This window comes from Pseudomonas sp. RSB 5.4 (assembly GCF_037126175.1).
Taxonomy (GTDB): Bacteria; Pseudomonadota; Gammaproteobacteria; order Pseudomonadales; family Pseudomonadaceae; genus Aquipseudomonas; species Aquipseudomonas fluorescens_H.
The window spans coordinates 89,203-108,696 of the sequence record NZ_CP146986.1 but is presented as its reverse complement, the minus strand read 5'-3'; the positions used below and the strand labels follow the sequence as shown (position 1 = coordinate 108,696).

General features: G+C 60.3%; 20 protein-coding genes. All 20 read right to left on the bottom strand.

Annotation, left to right across the window (positions count from 1 at the left end; translation table 11 throughout):
* Positions 1–16: 16 nt before the first annotated feature.
* Entirely contained in the window at positions 17–364 is a 348-nt protein-coding gene (locus V9L13_RS00455; protein ID WP_003222884.1) for an Hpt domain-containing protein, read from the bottom strand.
* 30 nt (positions 365–394) lie between these two features.
* A complete protein-coding gene (locus V9L13_RS00450; RefSeq protein ID WP_338801151.1) occupies positions 395–2,098 on the bottom strand; it encodes a fused response regulator/phosphatase in 1,704 nt (567 codons plus the stop codon).
* A 5-nt stretch (positions 2,099–2,103) separates the two neighbouring features.
* Positions 2,104–2,409 (bottom strand): STAS domain-containing protein, encoded by a 306-nt coding sequence (locus V9L13_RS00445; protein WP_003222880.1) that lies wholly within the window; start codon positions 2,407–2,409, stop codon positions 2,104–2,106.
* Between the two features lie 189 nt (positions 2,410–2,598).
* Positions 2,599–3,048 (bottom strand): flagellar export protein FliJ, encoded by a 450-nt coding sequence (gene fliJ, locus V9L13_RS00440; protein ID WP_003222878.1) that lies wholly within the window; start codon positions 3,046–3,048, stop codon positions 2,599–2,601.
* 6 nt (positions 3,049–3,054) lie between these two features.
* Positions 3,055–4,413, bottom strand: a complete 1,359-nt coding sequence (gene fliI / locus V9L13_RS00435; protein WP_003222877.1) for a flagellar protein export ATPase FliI — start codon at positions 4,411–4,413, stop codon at positions 3,055–3,057.
* Positions 4,403–5,206: a flagellar assembly protein FliH gene (fliH, locus tag V9L13_RS00430; RefSeq protein WP_338801149.1), complete on the bottom strand. Its 804-nt coding sequence runs from the start codon at positions 5,204–5,206 to the stop codon at positions 4,403–4,405. The genes fliI and fliH overlap by 11 nt, the downstream gene beginning before the upstream one ends.
* Positions 5,207–5,210: 4 nt before the next feature.
* On the bottom strand, positions 5,211–6,230 hold the full coding sequence (gene fliG, locus V9L13_RS00425; RefSeq protein ID WP_003222873.1) for a flagellar motor switch protein FliG: 1,020 nt from the start codon (positions 6,228–6,230) through the stop codon (positions 5,211–5,213).
* Entirely contained in the window at positions 6,223–8,010 is a 1,788-nt protein-coding gene (gene fliF, locus V9L13_RS00420) for a flagellar basal-body MS-ring/collar protein FliF (RefSeq protein WP_003222871.1), read from the bottom strand. The genes fliG and fliF overlap by 8 nt, the downstream gene beginning before the upstream one ends.
* A gap of 15 nt (positions 8,011–8,025) precedes the next feature.
* Complete coding sequence (gene fliE, locus V9L13_RS00415; RefSeq protein ID WP_003222869.1) at positions 8,026–8,355, bottom strand: flagellar hook-basal body complex protein FliE; 330 nt, start codon at positions 8,353–8,355, stop codon at positions 8,026–8,028.
* 251 nt (positions 8,356–8,606) lie between these two features.
* Complete coding sequence (locus V9L13_RS00410) at positions 8,607–9,998, bottom strand: sigma-54 dependent transcriptional regulator (RefSeq protein ID WP_262142288.1); 1,392 nt, start codon at positions 9,996–9,998, stop codon at positions 8,607–8,609.
* Between the two features lie 5 nt (positions 9,999–10,003).
* Positions 10,004–11,197, bottom strand: a complete 1,194-nt coding sequence (locus V9L13_RS00405; RefSeq protein ID WP_226500487.1) for an ATP-binding protein — start codon at positions 11,195–11,197, stop codon at positions 10,004–10,006.
* A gap of 125 nt (positions 11,198–11,322) precedes the next feature.
* Entirely contained in the window at positions 11,323–12,798 is a 1,476-nt protein-coding gene (locus tag V9L13_RS00400) for a sigma-54 dependent transcriptional regulator (RefSeq protein ID WP_003222863.1), read from the bottom strand.
* A 172-nt stretch (positions 12,799–12,970) separates the two neighbouring features.
* Positions 12,971–13,267: a hypothetical protein gene (locus V9L13_RS00395; RefSeq protein WP_003222861.1), complete on the bottom strand. Its 297-nt coding sequence runs from the start codon at positions 13,265–13,267 to the stop codon at positions 12,971–12,973.
* Positions 13,268–13,277: 10 nt separating this feature from the next.
* The gene (gene fliS / locus V9L13_RS00390) at positions 13,278–13,673 is read right to left on the bottom strand and encodes a flagellar export chaperone FliS (RefSeq protein ID WP_338801148.1); all 396 of its coding nucleotides are present in this window, start codon (positions 13,671–13,673) and stop codon (positions 13,278–13,280) included.
* A 129-nt stretch (positions 13,674–13,802) separates the two neighbouring features.
* Positions 13,803–15,254, bottom strand: a complete 1,452-nt coding sequence (fliD, locus tag V9L13_RS00385) for a flagellar filament capping protein FliD (RefSeq protein ID WP_338801147.1) — start codon at positions 15,252–15,254, stop codon at positions 13,803–13,805.
* Between the two features lie 82 nt (positions 15,255–15,336).
* Positions 15,337–15,696, bottom strand: coding sequence for a flagellar protein FlaG (locus V9L13_RS00380; RefSeq protein WP_103521341.1), 360 nt, complete (start codon positions 15,694–15,696; stop codon positions 15,337–15,339).
* 73 nt (positions 15,697–15,769) lie between these two features.
* Complete coding sequence (locus tag V9L13_RS00375) at positions 15,770–16,630, bottom strand: flagellin domain-containing protein (RefSeq protein WP_338801146.1); 861 nt, start codon at positions 16,628–16,630, stop codon at positions 15,770–15,772.
* Positions 16,631–16,867: 237 nt separating this feature from the next.
* On the bottom strand, positions 16,868–17,140 hold the full coding sequence (locus V9L13_RS00370) for a hypothetical protein (RefSeq protein WP_338801145.1): 273 nt from the start codon (positions 17,138–17,140) through the stop codon (positions 16,868–16,870).
* Positions 17,137–18,426 carry a 6-hydroxymethylpterin diphosphokinase MptE-like protein gene (locus V9L13_RS00365; protein ID WP_338801143.1) on the bottom strand — a complete coding sequence of 430 codons (1,290 nt, stop codon included), beginning with the start codon at positions 18,424–18,426 and terminating at the stop codon, positions 17,137–17,139. Before V9L13_RS00365 ends, V9L13_RS00370 begins: the two co-directional genes overlap by 4 nt.
* 86 nt (positions 18,427–18,512) lie before the next feature.
* Positions 18,513–19,439: a ketoacyl-ACP synthase III gene (locus V9L13_RS00360; RefSeq protein WP_003222845.1), complete on the bottom strand. Its 927-nt coding sequence runs from the start codon at positions 19,437–19,439 to the stop codon at positions 18,513–18,515.
* Positions 19,440–19,494: the final 55 nt, after the last annotated feature.

The following is a 19,494-nucleotide window of genomic DNA, read 5'->3' as shown; positions in this document are numbered from 1 at the left end:
TGCCGGACGGCGGGATTCAATGGGTCAGGGCGTGCTGGCGTTCGTCTTCGTAGACAGGTCGCACATCGGCGAATTCGCAACGGATGTCGGCCACCAGTTTGACGATTTCCGCAGGGCTTTTGCCCTTGGCGTCCGCCTCCAGCTCCTGACAGAGCTGCGCCAGTCGCACGGCGCCCATGTTGCTGGCGCTGCCCTTGAAACTATGGGCAACCTCAGCCAACACCCTGGCATCGGCGGTCTTCTGCAGTTGATGCAAGCGACTTTCAGAATCGGTCAGGAAGGTATCCAGCAAATCCGGATAGCTGTCTTCCATCACTTCGCGCAACGCATCGAGTACTTCGCGATCCACATGTTGGTCAGTCACTTGTTCACTCCTTGATCAAGAATCGGCGAATTATGCCCTAACCTCCCAGAAAAACTCTACGCAAGCACTGCGACCTTCGTCCGACCATCTGGCGTTATGCCCCAAATGCCGGATCAAACTGACCCCGCGCCCCGACAGACGGACACCGTCCACCGGCCGCTCCATCACCCGCGCCACGTCAAAACCCTTGCCGCTGTCCTCGACGCGAATGACCAGACAGCCACCGGCACCTTGCGGCCGGACCTGCAGATGCACGCGCACATAACCGTCCTGCAAGGCATCGAGTCGCGCATTGCGCTGCTCATAGTAGCGGGCGAATCCTGCGGCATCGCGCTTGAGGCTGGAATCCAGACCCAGCACGCCGTGCTCCAGCGCATTGGAGTACAACTCGGCGAGCACGCTGTAGATCGCCCCGCTCTGGGTGCGCAACCCGTGTACCTCCAGCAACAACTGCAGCAGATACGGCAAAGGATTGAAGCGCTTCAGTGTAGCGCCGCGAAACTCGAAGCTCACCGACCAGTCCAGCGGACACGACTGGCCGCTGTCGGAATACACCGGCGCCGGCGGCATGACCTGCGCCGCGTCGAGCAGACTGATCTCGACCATGCTCACGTCGTCACGGGGCTCGCCGCGAAACTCGAGCAAGGCCTGTTCAATCTCGGCAAACAGGTTGTCCGGCTCACGGTTGACAGCAAACAGCTGCTGCAAACGCTCGACACCGAACAACCGGTCATCGCCGTCAGTGGTGTCGATCACACCGTCCGACAGCAGGAACACCCGATCCCCCACCGCCATGGTTTGCACTTCTGTCCGATCGTCAAACGCTTGCGGGCTGAGCACGCCCAGCGGCAAGTGCCGCGCCGACAGCGGCACCCGCTCGCCGCTGGCAATCCGGTGCAGATAACCGTCGGGCATACCGCCGTTCCACACCTCCACCGTGCGCCGCTGAAAACTCAGGCAGAGCATCGTCGCGCAGCAGAACATGTCCACCGGCAGGATGCGCTTGAGCTTGGCGTTCATCTCGCGCAGGGTTTCAGCCAGGCCGTAGCCCTTGGCGGTCATGCCATAGAACACTTCTGCCAGAGGCATGGCCCCCACCGCCGCCGGCAGACCGTGACCGGTGAAATCACCGAGCAGCACATGCATGTCGCCGGCCGGGGTGTACGCCGCCAGCAGCAGGTCGCCGTTGAACAATGCGTAAGGCGATTGCAGATAGCGAATATTCGGCGCACTCAGGCAGCCCGAGTGGGCCACCTTGTCGAACACCGCTTTGGCCACACGCTGTTCGTTGAGCAGGTAATCGTGATGTTTGGCGATCAGATCGCGCTGCTGCAGCACGGTGGCCTGCAAGCGGCGCAAGCGATCCATCGCCTTGATTTTGGCGGCGAGGATCACCTGGTTGTAGGGCTTCGCCAGAAAGTCGTCGCCCCCAGCCTCCAGACACCGGGCCAGCGCTTCACTTTCGGTCAGCGAGGTCAGGAAGATGATCGGCACCAGGGTTTCCCCCGCCAGCGCCTTGATCTGCTGCGCCGCTTCGAAGCCGTCCATCACCGGCATCATCGCGTCCATCAGCACCAGATGCGGTTGTTGCCGGCGAAAGACCTCAACCGCTTCAGCGCCATTGGCCGCCGTCAGCACTTCATGCCCCTGACGCCGGACGATGGTCGACAACAGTAACCGGTCAGCGGCGCTGTCTTCGGCGATCAGGATCGTCAGCGGCTCTTGCGCCTGCATGGCCGTCAACTGATGTCGAACAGTTTGTCGAAGTTGGAGATGGCGAGAATCTTGCGCACGTCGGAGTTGCTGTTGATCACGCGCACATCCGAGTCGTCGCCGCCGGCGTGATCGCGCAGCAGGAGCAGCATGCCCAGTGCGGAGCTGTCGAGGTAGGTGGCTTCTTTCAGATCAACCACGATGGAGTCGGGTTTTTGGTTAAGCCGCTCATAGGACTCGCGAAACTCCTGATGGCGCCCAAAATCGAACCGCCCCTTGACCGAAATCGTCAGTTTTTGACCATCCGGAGAGACTTCTGTAACGACTGACATTGACTGGCTTCCTTGTCATTGACGAACGTGTACAAGGTTTAGCATCTGGTAGACCCAGGGGCAAGGTGCAACGCAGAACCAAATGTGGGAGCGGGCTCGCTCGCGAATGCAATCGGTCAGTTGACCGAGGTGGTGACTGACACGACGCCTTCGCGGGCAAGCCCGCTCCCACAGGGAGTTTGGGACAACTTAAAAAGGGTTCTGGCGCGGCAAACGCTGCGACAACTCGTCCAGCAGCTTCTGCTCACGCTTGTCTTCGAGGCGTTGCGCCTCTTCGCGATAGCGCTGCACCAGTTTGCGCAGGCCTTCGACCTTGGCAAACGCCTGCTGCCAAGCATCGCGCGCCTTGATCAGGTTGTTCTGGTGCCAGACCAGGCTCTGGCGCTGCTGGTCGATGGCGGTGTCCAGCTGCGCGAGGAAACCGTGATAACCCAGCAGCCATTGCCCGGAAACCCCGTCGCTGCCGCGCACGATCCACTGTTCCTGATAATCCAGACGAAAGGCGTCGAGGTCGGCGAGTTTGCTTTCGGCCACTTTGACCTGGCCCTGAAAGTAACCCAGGCGCTGCACGGCGGTTTTCTCGGCCTGTTCGGCCATCTCCACCACGGGTGCCAGACGCGCAGCTCGGCTCACGGCCATGGCCGATTACCCGCCCGCCGCAGGCGCGAACAGGGTTTCGAGGTAAGCCTGGCTCTCGCCCATGTTGATCTTGTCGTTGAGCCCCTGACGCTGGTAGCGGGTCAGTTGCGGCTGCAGATTGATCGCCAGATCGGTCTCGCGGTCGCCACCGGCGACGTACGCGCCGACGCTGATCAGATCGCGGCTCTGCTGATAGCGCGACCACAATTGCTTGAAGTACTGCGCACGCTGCATGTGCTCCGCCGAAACCACGGCCGGCATCACCCGGCTGATCGAGGCTTCGATGTCGATGGCCGGATAGTGCCCTTCCTCGGCCAGACGCCGGGACAACACGATGTGGCCGTCGAGCACGCCCCGCGCCGAGTCGGCAATCGGGTCCTGCTGGTCATCGCCTTCGGACAACACGGTGTAGAACGCGGTGATCGAACCACCGCCCTTCTCCGCATTACCGGCGCGCTCCACCAGTTTCGGCAGTTTGGCGAACACCGAGGGCGGATAACCCTTGGTCGCCGGTGGCTCGCCAATGGCCAAAGCGATTTCCCGCTGGGCCTGGGCGAAACGGGTCAACGAATCCATCAGCAACAGGACGTTCTTGCCCTTGTCGCGGAAATACTCGGCGATCCGCGTGCAATACATCGCCGCGCGCAGACGCATCAGCGGCGCATCGTCCGCCGGCGAGGCGACCACCACCGAACGCTTGAGGCCTTCTTCACCGAGAATGTGCTCGATGAACTCCTTGACTTCTCGACCCCGCTCACCGATCAGACCGACGACGATGATGTCGGCCTCGGTGAAGCGGGTCATCATGCCCAGCAGCACCGATTTACCGACACCGGTACCGGCGAACAGCCCCAGACGCTGACCGCGTCCGACCGTCAGCAAACCGTTGATGCAACGGATGCCGACGTCCAGCGGGACGTGGATCGGGTCGCGGTTGAGCGGGTTGATGGTCGGGCCGTCCATCGGCACCCAGTCTTCAGCCTTCATCCCGCCCTTGCCGTCCAGCGCACGACCGGCGCCATCGAGCACGCGACCGAGCATGCTCATGCCCATCGGCAGCCGACCGGTTTCCGCCAGCGGCACCACGCGGGCGCCGGGGGCAATGCCGGCGACGCTGCCGACCGGCATCAGAAAGACTTTGTTGCCGGAAAACCCCATGACTTCCGCTTCCACCTGGGACGGGTGATAGCTGTCGTCATTGATCACCAGGCAGCGCGTGCCCATGGCAGCGCGCAGGCCTTCGGCTTCGAGGGTGAGGCCGACCATCCGCAGCAGGCGGCCTTCGAGAATCGGCGCGCCGGCGATCTCAGTGGCTTCGGCATAAGTGCTGAGGCGCTTGGCGAAACTGGTGCGTTCAAGGCGCATCGGGGGTGTCCGCGAGCGGCTCTTCAGGCGCAGCCGCCGGTTGGCTTTGTTCAGGAATGTCCAGACTCAGATCCGGCGCAGCCGGGTGCAGGGCCTGTTCGTGTAACTGGTCGAACAGTTTGGCCATGACCTGGGTCACGCGGGTCTCGATGCTGGCGTCGATACGGCTGTGCTCGGTTTCAACCCGGCAACCGCCCGGCAGCAACGAGTCATCTTCCACGATGCGCCAGGATTCCTCATGACGTTCGCGCAAGGCCTTGGCCTGCTCGAAGTCTTGCGGATTGACGTAAAGACGCACATTTTCCACGCCCAACGGCAACAGCTTGAGCGCGTCGCGCATGACCTGTTCGATCTGGCTGGAATCGATGGCCAGCTCGCGCTTGATCACTTGCTTGGTGATGTGTTGCACGAGGTCGACCAGCGACTTTTCGATCTGCGTGTCCTGCTCGGCAATCGGCTCGAACAGGTGGGTCATCAGTTGCTCGAGGCTGGCCAGTTTCGCCGCCAGCGCCACTTCGGCCTCCTGACGCACCTTGAGCGTGGCGCTGTGAAAACCCTCCTTCTCGCCGATGCCAAAGCCCTCGTTGTAAGCCTCCTGACGGATGCTTTCGAGTTCTTCCAGGGTCAGTGGCTGGACTTCTTCCAGCGGCACTTCTTCCATTTCCGGCGGTTCGGGCTCCGGTTCCGGCTCGGGTTCCGGTTTCGGCGGGTCGAAGCTGGGCAGCGCCCAGGATTCGAAACCACGGACATCCCGGGCACGGATCAGATCCGTCACATCGTCATGCTTGTCCATGGGCTTAGATCATTTCCTCGCCGCCCTTGCCACCGAGCACGATTTCGCCGGCTTCGGCCATACGACGGGCAATGGTGAGGATTTCTTTCTGCGCGGTTTCCACGTCGCTGACGCGCACCGGGCCTTTGGCTTCGAGGTCGTCGCGCAACAGCTCGGCCGCACGCTTGGACATGTTCTTGAAGATCTTCTCTTTGACGCCTTCGTCCGAACCCTTGAGGGCCAGTACCAGCACGTCGGAAGAGACTTCGCGCAACAGCGCCTGAATGCCGCGGTCGTCGACGTCGGCCAGGTTGTTGAACACGAACATGAGGTCTTCGATCTGACCGGACAGGTCTTCGTCGACTTCGCGGATCGAGTCCATGAGCTGGCCTTCGATCGAGCTGTCGAGGAAGTTCATGATGTCCGCCGCACGCTTGATGCCACCCAGGGTGGTGCGCGAGGCATTCGAGTTGCCGGAGAACTGCTTCTCGAGAATCTGGTTCAGCTCTTTCAGCGCCGCCGGTTGCACGGTGTTCAACGACGACACGCGCAGGATGATGTCCAGACGCACCTTGTGGTCGAAGTTGCCCAATACTTCACCGGCCTGATCCGGGTCGAGGTACGCGACGACGATGGCCTGGATCTGCGGGTGTTCGTAACGGATCACGTCGGCAACGGCGCGCGGCTCCATCCATTTCAGGCTGTCGAGGCCGCTGGTGTTGCCACCGAGCAGGATGCGGTCGATCAGGCCATTGGCCTTGTCTTCGCCCAACGCCTGGGTAAGCATTTTGCGCACGTAGTCGTCGGAGCCGACGCCGAGGCTGGTCTGGTCGCCGACAATGTCGACGAACTCGCTCATGACCTGCTCGACCTGTTCGCGATGGACGTTGCCCATCTGCGCCATGGCCACACCGACACGCTGAACCTCTTTGGGGCCCATGTGGCGCAGCACTTGCGCGGCATCGGTTGAACCCAGGGACAGCAGCAGAATCGCGGCTTTGTCGACCTTGTTCAGTTTGGCGGTTGCGGCTCGGTTATCACTCATCTGCGTTAATCCACTCTTTCACGACCTGAGCCACGCGACCCGGATCCTCGGCCACCAAGCTCTTGATTGCATTCAGTTGTGCGTCGTAACCCTCGCTCGGGCTAGGCAACAGAATGCTCTGCGGACCACCGAGGCTCACGCGGTCGTTGGCCAGGTCGCCGTCCAGGCCGCCCATGCCACCGAGTTCCACGTCGCTGCCCAGACCGGCCAGCTCCTTGCCTTTGCCGCCACCGGTGATGTTGTTCAACACCGGACGCAGCACACCAAACACCAGCACCAGGATGAACAACACACCCAGCACTTGTTTGACGATGTCCCAGAACCATGGCTGGGAGTAGAACGGAATATCGGCGACCACTTCACCGCGTTCGGCGGAGAACGGCATATTGATCACGCTGACGCTGTCGCCACGGCTGGCATCGAAGCCGACCGCGTCCTGCACCAGACGGGTGAAGCGCGCCAGTTCATCGGCGCTCCACGGCGCGCGGGTGGTTTCCCCGTTGGCCGGGTTGATCTTGACCTGATCGTCGACCACCACCGACACCGACAGACGATTCAGGCGACCCTGCTGCTGTTTGGTGTGGCTGATGGAACGGTCGAGTTCGAAGTTCTTGGTGGATTGTTGACGCTTGTCCGCCGGGTACGGCGCGAGCATTGGCTGGCCGGTGGCCGGGTCCATGATCTGCTGACCGTTGGCATCAACCAGTGGCTGACCGGGTTGAATCATGCCGGTAGAGGCTTGCGCGCCACCGGTGGTCTGCGGTGCCGAGGCCGGCGCTGGCGGCTGGTTGCTCAGGGCACCCGGTACACCTTGCGGGCCATTGCTGGCGGTGCGTTGCTCGTTGACCGACTGCTCGCTGCGCAACGCCGGTTGATCCGGGTTGAACTGCTCGGCAGTCGATTCGACGGCGTTGAAATCGATGTCGGCCGAGACTTCAGCCTTGTAGCGGTCGTTGCCCAGCACCGGTTGCAGAATATTGTGCACGCGCTGGGTCAGCATGCTTTCCATGCGGCGGCTGTAATCGAACTGCTTGCCGGCCATGGTCATTTCGGAGTTTTCCGCCTGATCGGAGAGCAGGTTGCCCTTCTGATCGACGACGGTGATCTGCGATTTGCTCAGTTCAGGAACGGAGGTCGCCACCAGGTTGATGATCGCCACCACCTGCCCCGGCTCCAGCGAACGCCCGGAGTACAGCTCGACCAGTACCGACGCGCTTGGCTTGCGTTCATCACGCACGAACACCGAACTCTTCGGAATCGCCAGGTGCACACGGGCGCCCTTGACGTTGTTCAGGCTGGAAATGGTGCGTGCCAGTTCGCCTTCGAGGCCGCGACGGTAGCGGGTCGCTTCCATGAACTGGCTGGTGCCCAGCCCCTGTTCCTTGTCGAGGATTTCGAAACCGATGTTGCCGTCGCTGGGAGTGACACCAGCGGCCGCGAGTTTCATCCGCGCACGGGACAGGTCGTCGGCCTTGACCAGCAAGGCGCCGGAGTTCGGCTCGACGGTGTAAGGAATGTCGGCGGAGGCCAGGGTGTCCATGACCTGCTTGGCGTCCATGCCGGCAAGGCTGCCGTACAACGGACGGTAATCCGGCTGCTGCGACCAAAGCACCACGGCAAAGCCAATCGCCACGCTCGCAGCCAGGCCGACCAACAGGCCCACCTGACGCAGCATGGTCATCTCGGAGAGGTTTTCCAGGAAGGACAGGCCGAACAGCGGCGGTTTGCCGTCTATCGGGGTGGCCTTGGCCGGAACGTTATCGGCGACTGCTTCTGCCATGACTCAATCTCGTCCTTAAACCGGCATCTGCATGATGTCTTGATAAGCCTGAACCAGCTTGTTGCGCACCTGGGTCAGAGCCTGGAACGACACGCTGGCTTTCTGCGAGGCGATCATCACGTCCGTCAGATCGACGCCGCTCTTGCCGATTTCAAATGCGTTGGCCAACTGAGTCGACGCCTGCTGGGTATCGCTGACTTTGTTGATGGCCTGACCGAGCATGTCGGAAAAGCTGCTGCCTGCCAGTTCAGGGACGGCGGCAGTCGATTTCGGCGTGGCCATGGCGTCCATTTTCATGGCCTTCATGTCCATCATCAACCGATTAAATTCAATACCTTGGCTCATGGTCTACTCTCTTGGGCGGCCCGCAATTTTTTGACACTCACTCGGCGGGTACACAGGTATTAGCAACAAGGGTGCCAGCTCGGCGGACTTACTCTATAAAAGCCCATCAAGGCACCGCGTCAGGTCCAGGCACCGCGAAACTACTGTGGGAGCGGGCTTGCTCGCGAAGAGGGAGAGTCAGTCGACATTTTCGCCACTGACCCTGCGCTTTCGCGAGCAAGCCCGCTCCCACAATTGACTTGCGACAATTTTCAGGTGGCGAACAGATAGCCTTCGACGTCCATCCCGGCATCCCGCATTTGCGCCAGTTTGTAGCGCAGGGTACGCGGGCTGATACCGAGTTTTTCCGCGGCTTCCTTGCGCCGGCCACGCTCGGTGCGCAGGGTGTCGATGATCATCTGGAACTCCCGGCGACGCAGGTCATCGCCCAGCGCACCGGCGGACTCGGCCTCGACTTCGATCTCGCGCACCAACGGTTGCACCGGCGCGACGGCCGGCGCTGCGCTAAACGTCACCGCGCCGGTCAGGCAGAAATCCTGCGGCTGGATCAAACCGCCCTGCTGCAGAATCAGCGCCCTTTGAATCGCGTTATCCAGCTCACGCACGTTGCCCGGCCACGGGTAGTGGGTCAGGCAAGCCTGGGCCTCTGGCGAAAGTTTCGCCGCCGCATGCTTCATTTTATTGACGTGTTTGTTCAGCAACCGCTCCGCCAGCGGCAAGATATCGGCAGTGCGCTCGCGAAGTGGACGCCACGCCAGGGGAAAAACCGACAGACGGTAAAAAAGGTCTTCACGGAAACGCCCCGCCGCCACTTCGCCGGCCAGATCACGGTTGGTGGTGGCGACCACGCGAATATCCAGGGTGATCGGTTTGCGCGCACCGACGCGCTCGACTTCGCGCTCCTGCAACACCCGCAGCAACTTGGCTTGCAGGCCCAAGGGCATTTCGGAAATCTCGTCGAGCAGAATGGTGCCGCCATCGGCCTGCTCGAACTTGCCGGCCTGCGCCGCGATGGCGCCAGTGAACGAGCCCTTCTCGTGACCGAACAGTGTGGCCTCGAGCATGTTGTCGGGAATCGCCGCGCAGTTGATCGCAATAAACGGCTGGCTGGCACGGTGGGATTGCTGGTGGATGTAGCGCGCCAGCACTTCCTTGCCGGTACCGGATTCGCCGGAGATCAGCACCGTGGAATCACTGCGCGCCACCCGCGCGGCCAGTTCGAGCAACTGCGCACTGGCCGGCTCGACCGCCACCGGACCTTCACCGTCAGCAACGCTGACGCTACCCAGGGCATGCCGCGACACCAGGTCCAGCAGGGCCTTGGGTTCAAATGGCTTGACCAGATAATCCGCCGCGCCCTGACGCATCGCATCCACGGCGCGTTCGACCGCGCCATGCGCAGTCATCAGCAACACCGGCAATTGCGGCTGCCGCGCACGCAACAGTGCAAGCAGTTGATGGCCGTCCATGCCAGGCATGTTGACGTCGCTGACCACCAGACTGAACGCCTCGCGCTCGACCGCCTGCAACGCCTCTTCGGCACTGCCGACCGCCTGGTAGTCGTGACCCGCCAGCAGCAGCGTATCGGCCAGCGCTTCGCGCAACGAGCGGTCATCCTCGACCAGCAAAACCTTGATGCCCATGACGTTTACTCAGCTCCGTGTACAGCGGAAAACAGCGGCAGGATCACCTGCGCGCACGTGCCGCGCCCGACTCGCGAGCGCAGCTGCAATTCTCCCTGATGTGCCCGCGCCACAGCCTTGACCACGGTCAGGCCAAGCCCGGTACCGGTCACTTTGGTGGTGAAAAATGGCTCACCGAGACGCTCCAGCACCGCCGGATCAATGCCGCTGCCGCTGTCGCTGACACACAGGCGCAGGCTGTTGTCGCGGCTGTAGCAATGCACTTTCAGGCGCACGTTGCCATCGCTGGCCTGAATCGCGTTTTCGATCAGATTGAGAATCGCCCCGACCAACGTGTCGCGGTTGCACAGCAATTCGCCGGCATGGCTGTCGCACTGCCAACGAATGGGCAAATCCTGCACATGGGTCAGCGCCGCCGCTTGCAGCGACTGCATCAAGGCATTCGGGGTGATCCGGTCGGTCAGCGGCAGCTCGCCACGGGCGAACACCAGCATGTCGCGCACCTGATGTTCCAGCTCATGCAGGCGCTCTTTGAGGCGGCCGGCAAAGCGCTGTTGAGTGGCGACCGGAAGCTCCTGCTCAGTCAAATGACTGGCATAGAGTAAAGCGGCGGACAGCGGCGTGCGGATCTGATGAGCCAGCGAGGCGACCATCCGCCCCAGCGACGACAGGCGCTCGTGGCGCGCCAGTTGATCCTGCAGATGACGGGTTTCTGTCAGGTCGTTGAGCAACACCAACTGCCCCGGCTCGGCATCCAGCGAACGCGTGGCAATCGACAGGCGTCGACCGTTTTTCAGAGAGATTTCATGGCCGTCGTCTTCACGCGGGGCAAAGCAGCGGGCGATGACGTGACGCCACAATTCGCCTTCCAGTGGCAGCCCGAGCAAGTCGATCGCCGCCGGATTGGCTTCGCGAACCATGCCGTGGCCGTCAATTACGATGACGCCACCGGGCAATAGATCAAGGAGGTTTTGCAGACGATTGGCCAGGCGTTCTTTCTCTGCCAGCTCCTGCATGCGCTGGGCGCTGACCACGGCCAGTTCGCCCTTGAGCTCGGTGACCCGGGCTTCAAGCATGCTGTAGGAGTCGGTCAGTTGACTGGACATCTGATTGAACAGCGCGAACGCCTGCTCAAGACCCAGGCGGCTCGTCTGCTCTAAGGACGACGGTTGCCCCTCGGCATTGGAGGCAGAAGACATCTGGGCGTGGGGCATTGTGTTCTCTCGCTTGGCTGACCGTCAGTTAAACGGAACGTTGCGAGGGATGTAGCAATACCCGTGCCTAAAAAAAACTGCTTATAAATGAAGGCATTGAAAAACAGGCGTCAATCATCCGCCTGTTCGTCACCTTCGCGCCGGCTCATGCCGTACTTGCGCATCTTCTCCACCAGCGTGGTACGGCGAATGCGCAGGCGTTCGGCGGCACGCGCCACGATGCCATTGGCGTCGTCCAGCGCCTGCTGGATCAGGCCCTGCTCCAGACCACCGAGGTAGTCCTTGAGGTCCAGACCTTCCGGCGGCAGCATCGCGTTGGCGGTGAAGTCCGGGGTGTGACCGTTGATGGCCACGCGCTCTTCGAGATCGCTGCGCAGGCTGTCGACCATCTGCTCGTCTTCGTCGTCGACGTAGCGGAATTTCTTCGGCAACTCGACCACGCCGATCACCCCGTACGGATGCATGATCGCCATGCGCTCGACCAGGTTGGCCAGCTCGCGGACGTTGCCCGGCCAGCCGTGACGGCACAGCGACATGATCGCCGCCGAGTTGAAACGGATCGAGCCGCGCTTTTCGTGTTCCATGCGCGAGATCAGTTCGTTCATCAGCAGCGGAATGTCTTCGACGCGCTCACGCAGCGGCGCCATCTCGATCGGGAACACGTTCAGGCGATAGTAGAGGTCTTCGCGGAAGGTGCCGATCTCGATCATGCTTTCGAGATTCTTGTGGGTCGCGGCAATGATGCGCACGTCGACGCTCTGGGTCTTGTTGCTGCCCACGCGCTCGAAGGTGCGCTCCTGCAGGACGCGCAGCAGCTTGACCTGCATCGGCAGCGGCATGTCGCCGATTTCGTCGAGGAACAGCGTACCGCCATTGGCCAGTTCGAAACGCCCGGCACGGCTGGTGATCGCACCGGTGAAGGCGCCCTTCTCGTGGCCGAACAGTTCGCTTTCCAGCAGCTCTGCCGGGATCGCCCCGCAGTTGACCGGCACGAATGGCGCGTCGCGACGCTTGGAGTGGTAATGCAGGTTGCGCGCAACCACTTCCTTGCCGGTGCCGGACTCGCCGAGGATCAGCACGCTGGCGTCGGTATCGGCCACTTGCTGCATCATCTGCCGGACGTGTTGAATCGCCCGGCTGGTGCCGACGAGGCTGCGGAACAGATTGGGTTCGCGATGACGGCCGCGCTCGCGGGCCTGGTCGTACATCTCGCGATACACCTGGGCACGGTGCAGGGAGTCGAGCAGTTTGCTGTAGCTGGGTGGCATTTCCAGGGTCGAAAGCACCCGGCGACGCTGGTCTTCCGGCAAGTCGACGGAAGAATTATCGCCCATCAGCAAAACCGGAAGGAACTCATCCCATGTCGAGAGTGTCTTTAACAAGCCCAAAAGTGCACCCGGAGCATTGACCGTCCCGATCAGTACACAGATGACTTCACGACTCGATGACAAAGAGCCGACAGCCTGCTGCCAGTCATGGCTGCCGCAGGGTAAATTTTCTTCGCCGAGAAAATTTAAAATCACCGCCAGGTCGCGGCGGCGGACGCTATCGTCATCGATCAGCAGAATTTTGGTTTCACGCCACATGCAATAGCAACTTCCCTAGTCAACTCAATGCCCGAAAAATGGGGCAAGCGAGACGCTTGCAGGACACCTTGTGCCTGTAGACGCCTGAAATCTGAAAACAGCCACTAGTTAAGTCAAAAAACCGTGCACAGTCAAATTTATGGCGCACATGTCTGGATTAACCGGGGATTAATTAACCAAACAGATGGTAAACCTTTGCCGCCTTCTGCGCTTGGGTGATCTGCGACATCTCGTTGGCTATTGCCTGCCGCTCACCCATCGCCGCCTCCAGAAGCTCCTTGTAGACATGGAGCAGCTCCTCAAGGTTATTGCGCAAGGCCTCCTCATCCAGCGAGGCCTCGGCCATGACGTCTTCCATGCAGGAACGGCAGGCCAGATCCAGCTCGCCAATGGCCTCCCAGTTACGTTCGGCCAGCGCGCTGACCAACGCTTCACGGGTATCTGCGATTCGCTGCAATACAAGACTCATGGTGCTCTCCTTAAAACTGGGGGCCTGGCGGAGCGATGCCGTCCCAGCCTTCCTTTACGGTGCGCAACAGGCCGGCGACCTCATCGAGAATTCGCGGGTCGCTGTCAATATTGGCCTGCGCCAGCCGCTTCATCATGTAGATGTAGAGCTGATTGAGATCAGCGACCGAATCGGCGCTGCTTTCCAGATCCAGACCCTCGCACAAACCGCCAATGATACCGATGGCCTTGCTGATAGCCGTACCCTTGGCAGGGATGTCTTTGCGCTCGATGGCACCCTTGGCCTGAGCGATGCGCTCCAGACCACCTTCCATCAACATTTGCACCAAGCGGTGCGGGCTCGCTTCGGATGTCTGGGCGTGTGCACCGACTTTTTGATATTGCCGAAGGGCTAACATTGGGTTCATGTTCTACCTCATTGCCACAATGACTCGTATAACCAGTGTATCGCCAACGAATCACAGAACTTTAGATCAAAAGACAAAAACCCGGCGCACGCCGATGAAGCGTAGCCGGGTTTTTGTCGTTCTTACGGGTTACTTCGCGGATTGCTGAGCGTTCAGCGAGCTGAAGAACGACGTGATGTTACTTGCCGTCGCCTTCATTTGCCCGACCAACAGGTCCATGGCGTTGTATTTGGCGGTCAGCGTCGCCGTCAGGCTCGTCACGTGCAAGTCCAACGCTGTCTGCTGCTTTTTCAGATTCGCCGCAGCGTTGGTCAAACTGGTGCTGCGCTGATCGAGCAGCCCGGTACCCGACTTGATGTACGGATCAACCGCACTGCTCATGCGCGCCAACAGACCATTGGTGGCATTGGTGCCGGAGAACATCTGCTGAACCTGACCAGACATGCCCGGAATACTCATACGATCGTTGAACACCTTGGTATCGAGGGTCAACTCACCGGTTTCCTTGTCGGTCAGCACACCCATCTGCGCCAGGACGGCCAACTGTCCGGTACCTGCCGAGCTCTGGGTCAGCTGCGAACGGATATCCGCCATCAGCGAACGCGGCAGCGAGTCACCGGTAAACGCAGCAGAAACAGTCAGGTTGCCATCAGCGTCCGCGGTCGCATTGGACAGGGTATCGATGGTTCGCTTGAGCGTGTTGTAGGAATCCATGAACGTCTGCAGCGACGTCTGGATGCCTGCGGTGTTGGTTGCGACGGTCACGGTTGCGGGCGTCGGATTCCCACTGGCGTCTTTAGGGCTTACGGCAGCGAGGCTCAACGTCATTCCGCTGATTGCACCTGTTACCGTGTTGCTCTTGCTGGTAACGGTCAGACCGTCGATGGTGAGCGATGCGTCCTGAGCCAAGTCGCCAACGGCGCCCGAGGCACCTGCCGCAGGACTGGCCCCCATTTTCTGAGTACCGTCGATCTCGAGACCCGCGATGCCACTCACCTGCAAGTCCATGCCTGCGCCGGTCTTGCTCGAGTTGATCACCAAACGCGAAGCGCCGCTGGCGTCGGTCACGATGTTGGCGGAGATACCATTGCTCGCCTGCGCGGTGTTGATCGCATCCCGAGTGCTCTGCAAGGTGGCATTGGCCGGAATCGCAACATTGTAATCAATGCCATTCTGACTGATTTTCAGAGTACCACTCGGAATGGCACTGGTGGCGCCGCCAGCAAAAGCAGCACTGGCTACTTTCGAGCCGGTTGCCAGTTTGTTCACGATAACGCTATAGCTGCCAGGTACTGCAGTACTGTCGGACGTTGCACCGAGTACCGTCGGCGTATCCGAAGTCGCGGTATAACCGGCAAACGCAGGACTGGTCGCCTTGCCCAGATCAGTCATCGACTTCTGGAACGCCGCCAGCGCACTTTTCAGCGAGCCGACACCGGAAATCTTCAGCGAGTTGGTTTTTGTCTGAGTATCGATCTGCGTCTGCTTGGCAGACTTGTCGGCGTTGACCAGCGCGGTCACGATCGCGCCGATGTCCAGGCCGGAACCCAGTCCGGAACCCGGTAGAATTGGACTTGCCATGTGCATCTCCCTTCAGATTGTTGCCATTCTTTTGACCGTTAACAGCGTCCTGAGAACGTACAAACATTATTCATGCCAGCTATCAGACTTTGGCGTCGAACAACACGTGACTCGCGTTGGCGAGGCTGTCTGCCAGCTTCAGGGCTTCTGCGGAGGGAATCTGTCGAACGACTTCACCCGTCTCGCTCGCGATCACCTTGACGATGACCTTTCCGGAGTGTTCGTCGATAGAGAACTCCAGATTGCGCTTGATCGACTGTACAAACTTTTCGATCTCCTGCACCGCCAGTTTCAACTTGGCATCATCCGAATCCTGACTCTTTTTATCAGCGACCGGAGCATCCACCTTGGCAACGACTGGCGTCTCTGACGGTTTGTCAGCAACCGGTGCTGCTGGCTTGGGAGCCGGATAAGACACGTTAAGCTTTACGCTCATGTCCATGCTCATCACCCTCTAACGTAAAAAGGCGAGAGAGCGCGACCAGCGCACTCCCCCGCCCGAACTCAATCCGAAATTACTGAAGCAGCTTCAGTACAGCGGATGGCAGTTGGTTGGCTTGAGCCAGAACAGAGGTCGAAGCCTGCTGCAGAGTTTGCTGCTTGGTCAGGTTAGCAGTTTCTGCGGCGAAGTCGGTATCTTGTACACGACCCTGTGCAGCAGTGGTGTTTTCCACGATGTTCTGCAGGTTGGAGATGGTGCTGGTCAGACGGTTTTGCGAAGCACCCAGGCTGGCGCGCTGTGCACCGATGGCAGCGATAGCGGCGTCGATTGCAGTGATCGCGTTGTCGATGTTCTGCGAAGCAGAACCAGTACCAGTACCGGTAGCACCGGTCAGAACTACAGTACCGCTACCTACGGACAGGCTGACGGCGTCGAACTTGGAGCTCAGTACCAGGTCGATGTGGTTAGCCGAACCAGTGTTTGCGCCAACTTGCAGGGTTACAGTACCAGCCGAACCGTCCAGCAGGTTTTTGCCGTTCAGGTTGGTCGAAGCCGAGATACGGGTGATCTCGTCGGACATCTGAGCGAATTCAGCGTTGGTTGCGGTCTGGTCAGCAGTGCCGTTGGTGCCGTTACGTGCTTTAACAGCCAGTTCACGCATACGTTGCAGGATGTCGGTGGTCGCTTGCAGGCCGCCTTCAGCTGCCTGAGCAACGGAGATACCGTCGTTGGCGTTCTGGATAGCCTGGTTGCCACCACGGATTTGCGAAGCCATACGGTTGGAGATCTGCAGGCCAGCGGCGTCGTCTTTAGCGCTGTTGATTTTCAGGCCGGAAGACAGGCGCTGCATCGAAGTCGACAGGGCGTTGGAAGCGTTGTTCAGGTTTTTCTGAACGTTCAGCGACGTGGTGTTGGTGTTTACTGTTAAAGCCATGACGAATTCCTCGTTGGTTGGGTACTGCGGCTTCCGGCCCTGGCAACCGCCTGGTGTGGCCTAGAGAACCTTCGTAATAGTTATCGTCGGGTTGGCAGGTTGCTTGAGGGCTTTTTGAAAAAAATTTGCCATCACCCTGCCACCCCCGAGAAAACAAGGGCTTAGCGCCCTCCCACCTGCGAAAAAATGACGCCATAAAACCGACCCGCGCGTAAAGCCCCGGGCCAGCGCGGTCGGTCAGTGTGCCGATCGTGCTTTTTGCAACAGTTCGATCAACTCATACTCCATCCAGTCCGCCAGCCCCAACCAGTCCTGGCGTTCCTGACAATCAAGCATGTGCGTGAGTACAAAGGCCCAGTCCTGCTGAATCTGCGCAGGTGCAGCTATCAGCAACTGCTGCGCGCCCTCGAACACATCGACCATATCCAGCGCCGCCTCGACATCCCGCCCCAGACGGAACAGCCCGGCGCACTGACGGCATTCGCCAACGCACTGCTCAATCGTCGTCATTGCACAAACTCCTGATTGAACTGCGTCCCGGCGATCAGTGCGCCTGCCCGACTGCTGTTGAAAAACTGTACCTGCGGATGCGCGGCGATATAGCGCTCCAGCACACACAGATATCCGCGAAAGTTCAGCTGCGTGCTGACCCGCTGGCCATGACCGTCCTGCACCCAGTGCCGCGCCTGATCGACCCCCGGCCCCAGATCACCGTCATTCCAGCCGGCATGGGTCTTGTTCATCGGGAAGGCGAAGTCGGCGCCAAACAGGGTAATGCGCGATGCACCCATCTTCACCGCCAGATCCACCGCCGGATGAATCACGCTGCCACCGACATGCAGTTGCCCGCGCGGGTATTGCTCACGCAACGCGGCGTACACCGGGCTGGCCGAGTAACCGCCGTAGCGCTTGCCCTTCCAGGCGGTCAGCACCGCAGGATCGCTCATGGGCAGATACACCAACGGGATGCCAGCGGAGTCCTCGAACGGCAGATGCCGGAAGCTGATGCGCTGATCAATGGTGACCACCAGATCCGGGACGATGCCGTGCTCGCGCAGCGGCCGGTAAGCGGTATCGACGCACATCAACAATGGACGTTCGGCCTGCGCGTGCACCGCCGCCAGACGCTGGAAATGCCCTTCCAGGGTCGGCCCGGTACCGATCACATAGATGTCCCGGCCATTGGCGGTCCCGAACAATTGCGCCACATCGTCATCGGCCAGCAACACCGGCAGGCAGTCCTGCAAACGCTGTTGAATGAACGGCAAGTTTGGATCGAACTCGCGATTGTTGAAGCTCAGGTGCACTTCGCTGACCAGCCGATCGCGGATCTTCGCGTTGAAGTCATCAGCCAGCAGCATCTCCGCCGGCAGGGCGAAAAACGGCGTACAGATATCTGACAGATCACCGGCATAGAACAGCTGCACGCGCGGGTCTTCCAGCCATTGGCGCTGATCGAGCAGTTGCAGCACCAGCGCAAACAGGGCGCCGTTAAGCACGTGCACGTACAACCGCTCAAGTCCGGCACGCTCCAGCAACACGACCGGCAAGTCTCCAAGACCGGTGCCGTAAACGTGCAACTGAGGTTTTTCCGGCAGACTGGCCGCCTGAACGCGCGCCTCGTGGACCCGGTCGTGACGACTGGTGAGTTGAATCCCGTTAACGCTCAGTGTCGAACCCAGGCCCTGCACCAGTTCGGCGTCGATGACCGCACTGTCTTCAGCCACCAATCGTGCGAACAGTGCCGGCCAGCGCTGCTGGATAACCTCGGCGTTGGCTTGGAAAAACTCGCTCATGCCGGCTCGCGCTCCCTTCAGGCAAAAAAATAGCGTTCAAGGGTAACCCTGAACGCTATTTTTGTATCCGCCGTTTTTGACCGGACTCAAGGACGATAGATGATCGCCGAGCCCCACGACAGACCCACACCGAAACCACTGATCGCAATGCGCTTCCAGTCGGAATCGAGCACGTGTTTTTCCAGCAGCAGCGGCACGCTCGACGACACGGTGTTGCCGGTCTCGACCATGTCCTTGATGAACTTCTCCGGCTCGCCTTCGAAACGGCGCGCCACCGCATCGACAATCGCCGCACTGCCCTGGTGAATGCAGAAGGCGTCGATGTCGTCAGCCTTGAGGCCGGAGTCGTCGAGCAATTCGTGCAAGTGCGCCGGGACTTTGAGCAGCGCGAAGTTGAACACCTGACGACCGTTCATGAAGAACACGCCATCGGTGACTTTCAGGTGCGGTGCGCCGGAACCGTCGGTGCCGAACTTGGCCTTGCCCAACGCCCAGGCCGGGTCTTCGCCCATCCAGGTGGCGGTGGCGGCATCGCCGAAGAGCATGGTGGTGTTGCGGTCTTCCGGGTCGACGATTTTCGAATACGGGTCAGCGGTGATCAGCAGGCCGTTCTTCAGACCGGCGGCTTCCATGAAGCCCTTGATCGCGTAGATGCCGTAGACGTAACCGGAGCAGCCCAGGGAAATATCGAACGCCGCAACATTGGTCGGCAGACCGAGCTTGTCCTGGACGATCGCCGCGGTGTGCGGCAGGCCTTCTTCGTCACCGTTCTGAGTGACGACGATCAGCGCGTCGATCGACTCACGTTTCAGTTCAGGGTTGCTGGCAAACAGCGCATTGGCCGCTTCCACGCACAGATCGGAGGTTTCCTGTTCAGCGTCTTTGCGCGGCAGGAAGGCCGAACCGATTTTGCCGAGGATGAATTCTTCATCCTTCTCGAATTTTGCACCTTGTGCGTAATTGTCCACGCCGGCTACAGGAACGTAGCTCGCAATGCTTTTTATGCCAATCATTACGGCTTCCCAATAAAAAACAGCCCAAAACCACCGCTCGCAAGGATTCGAGGGG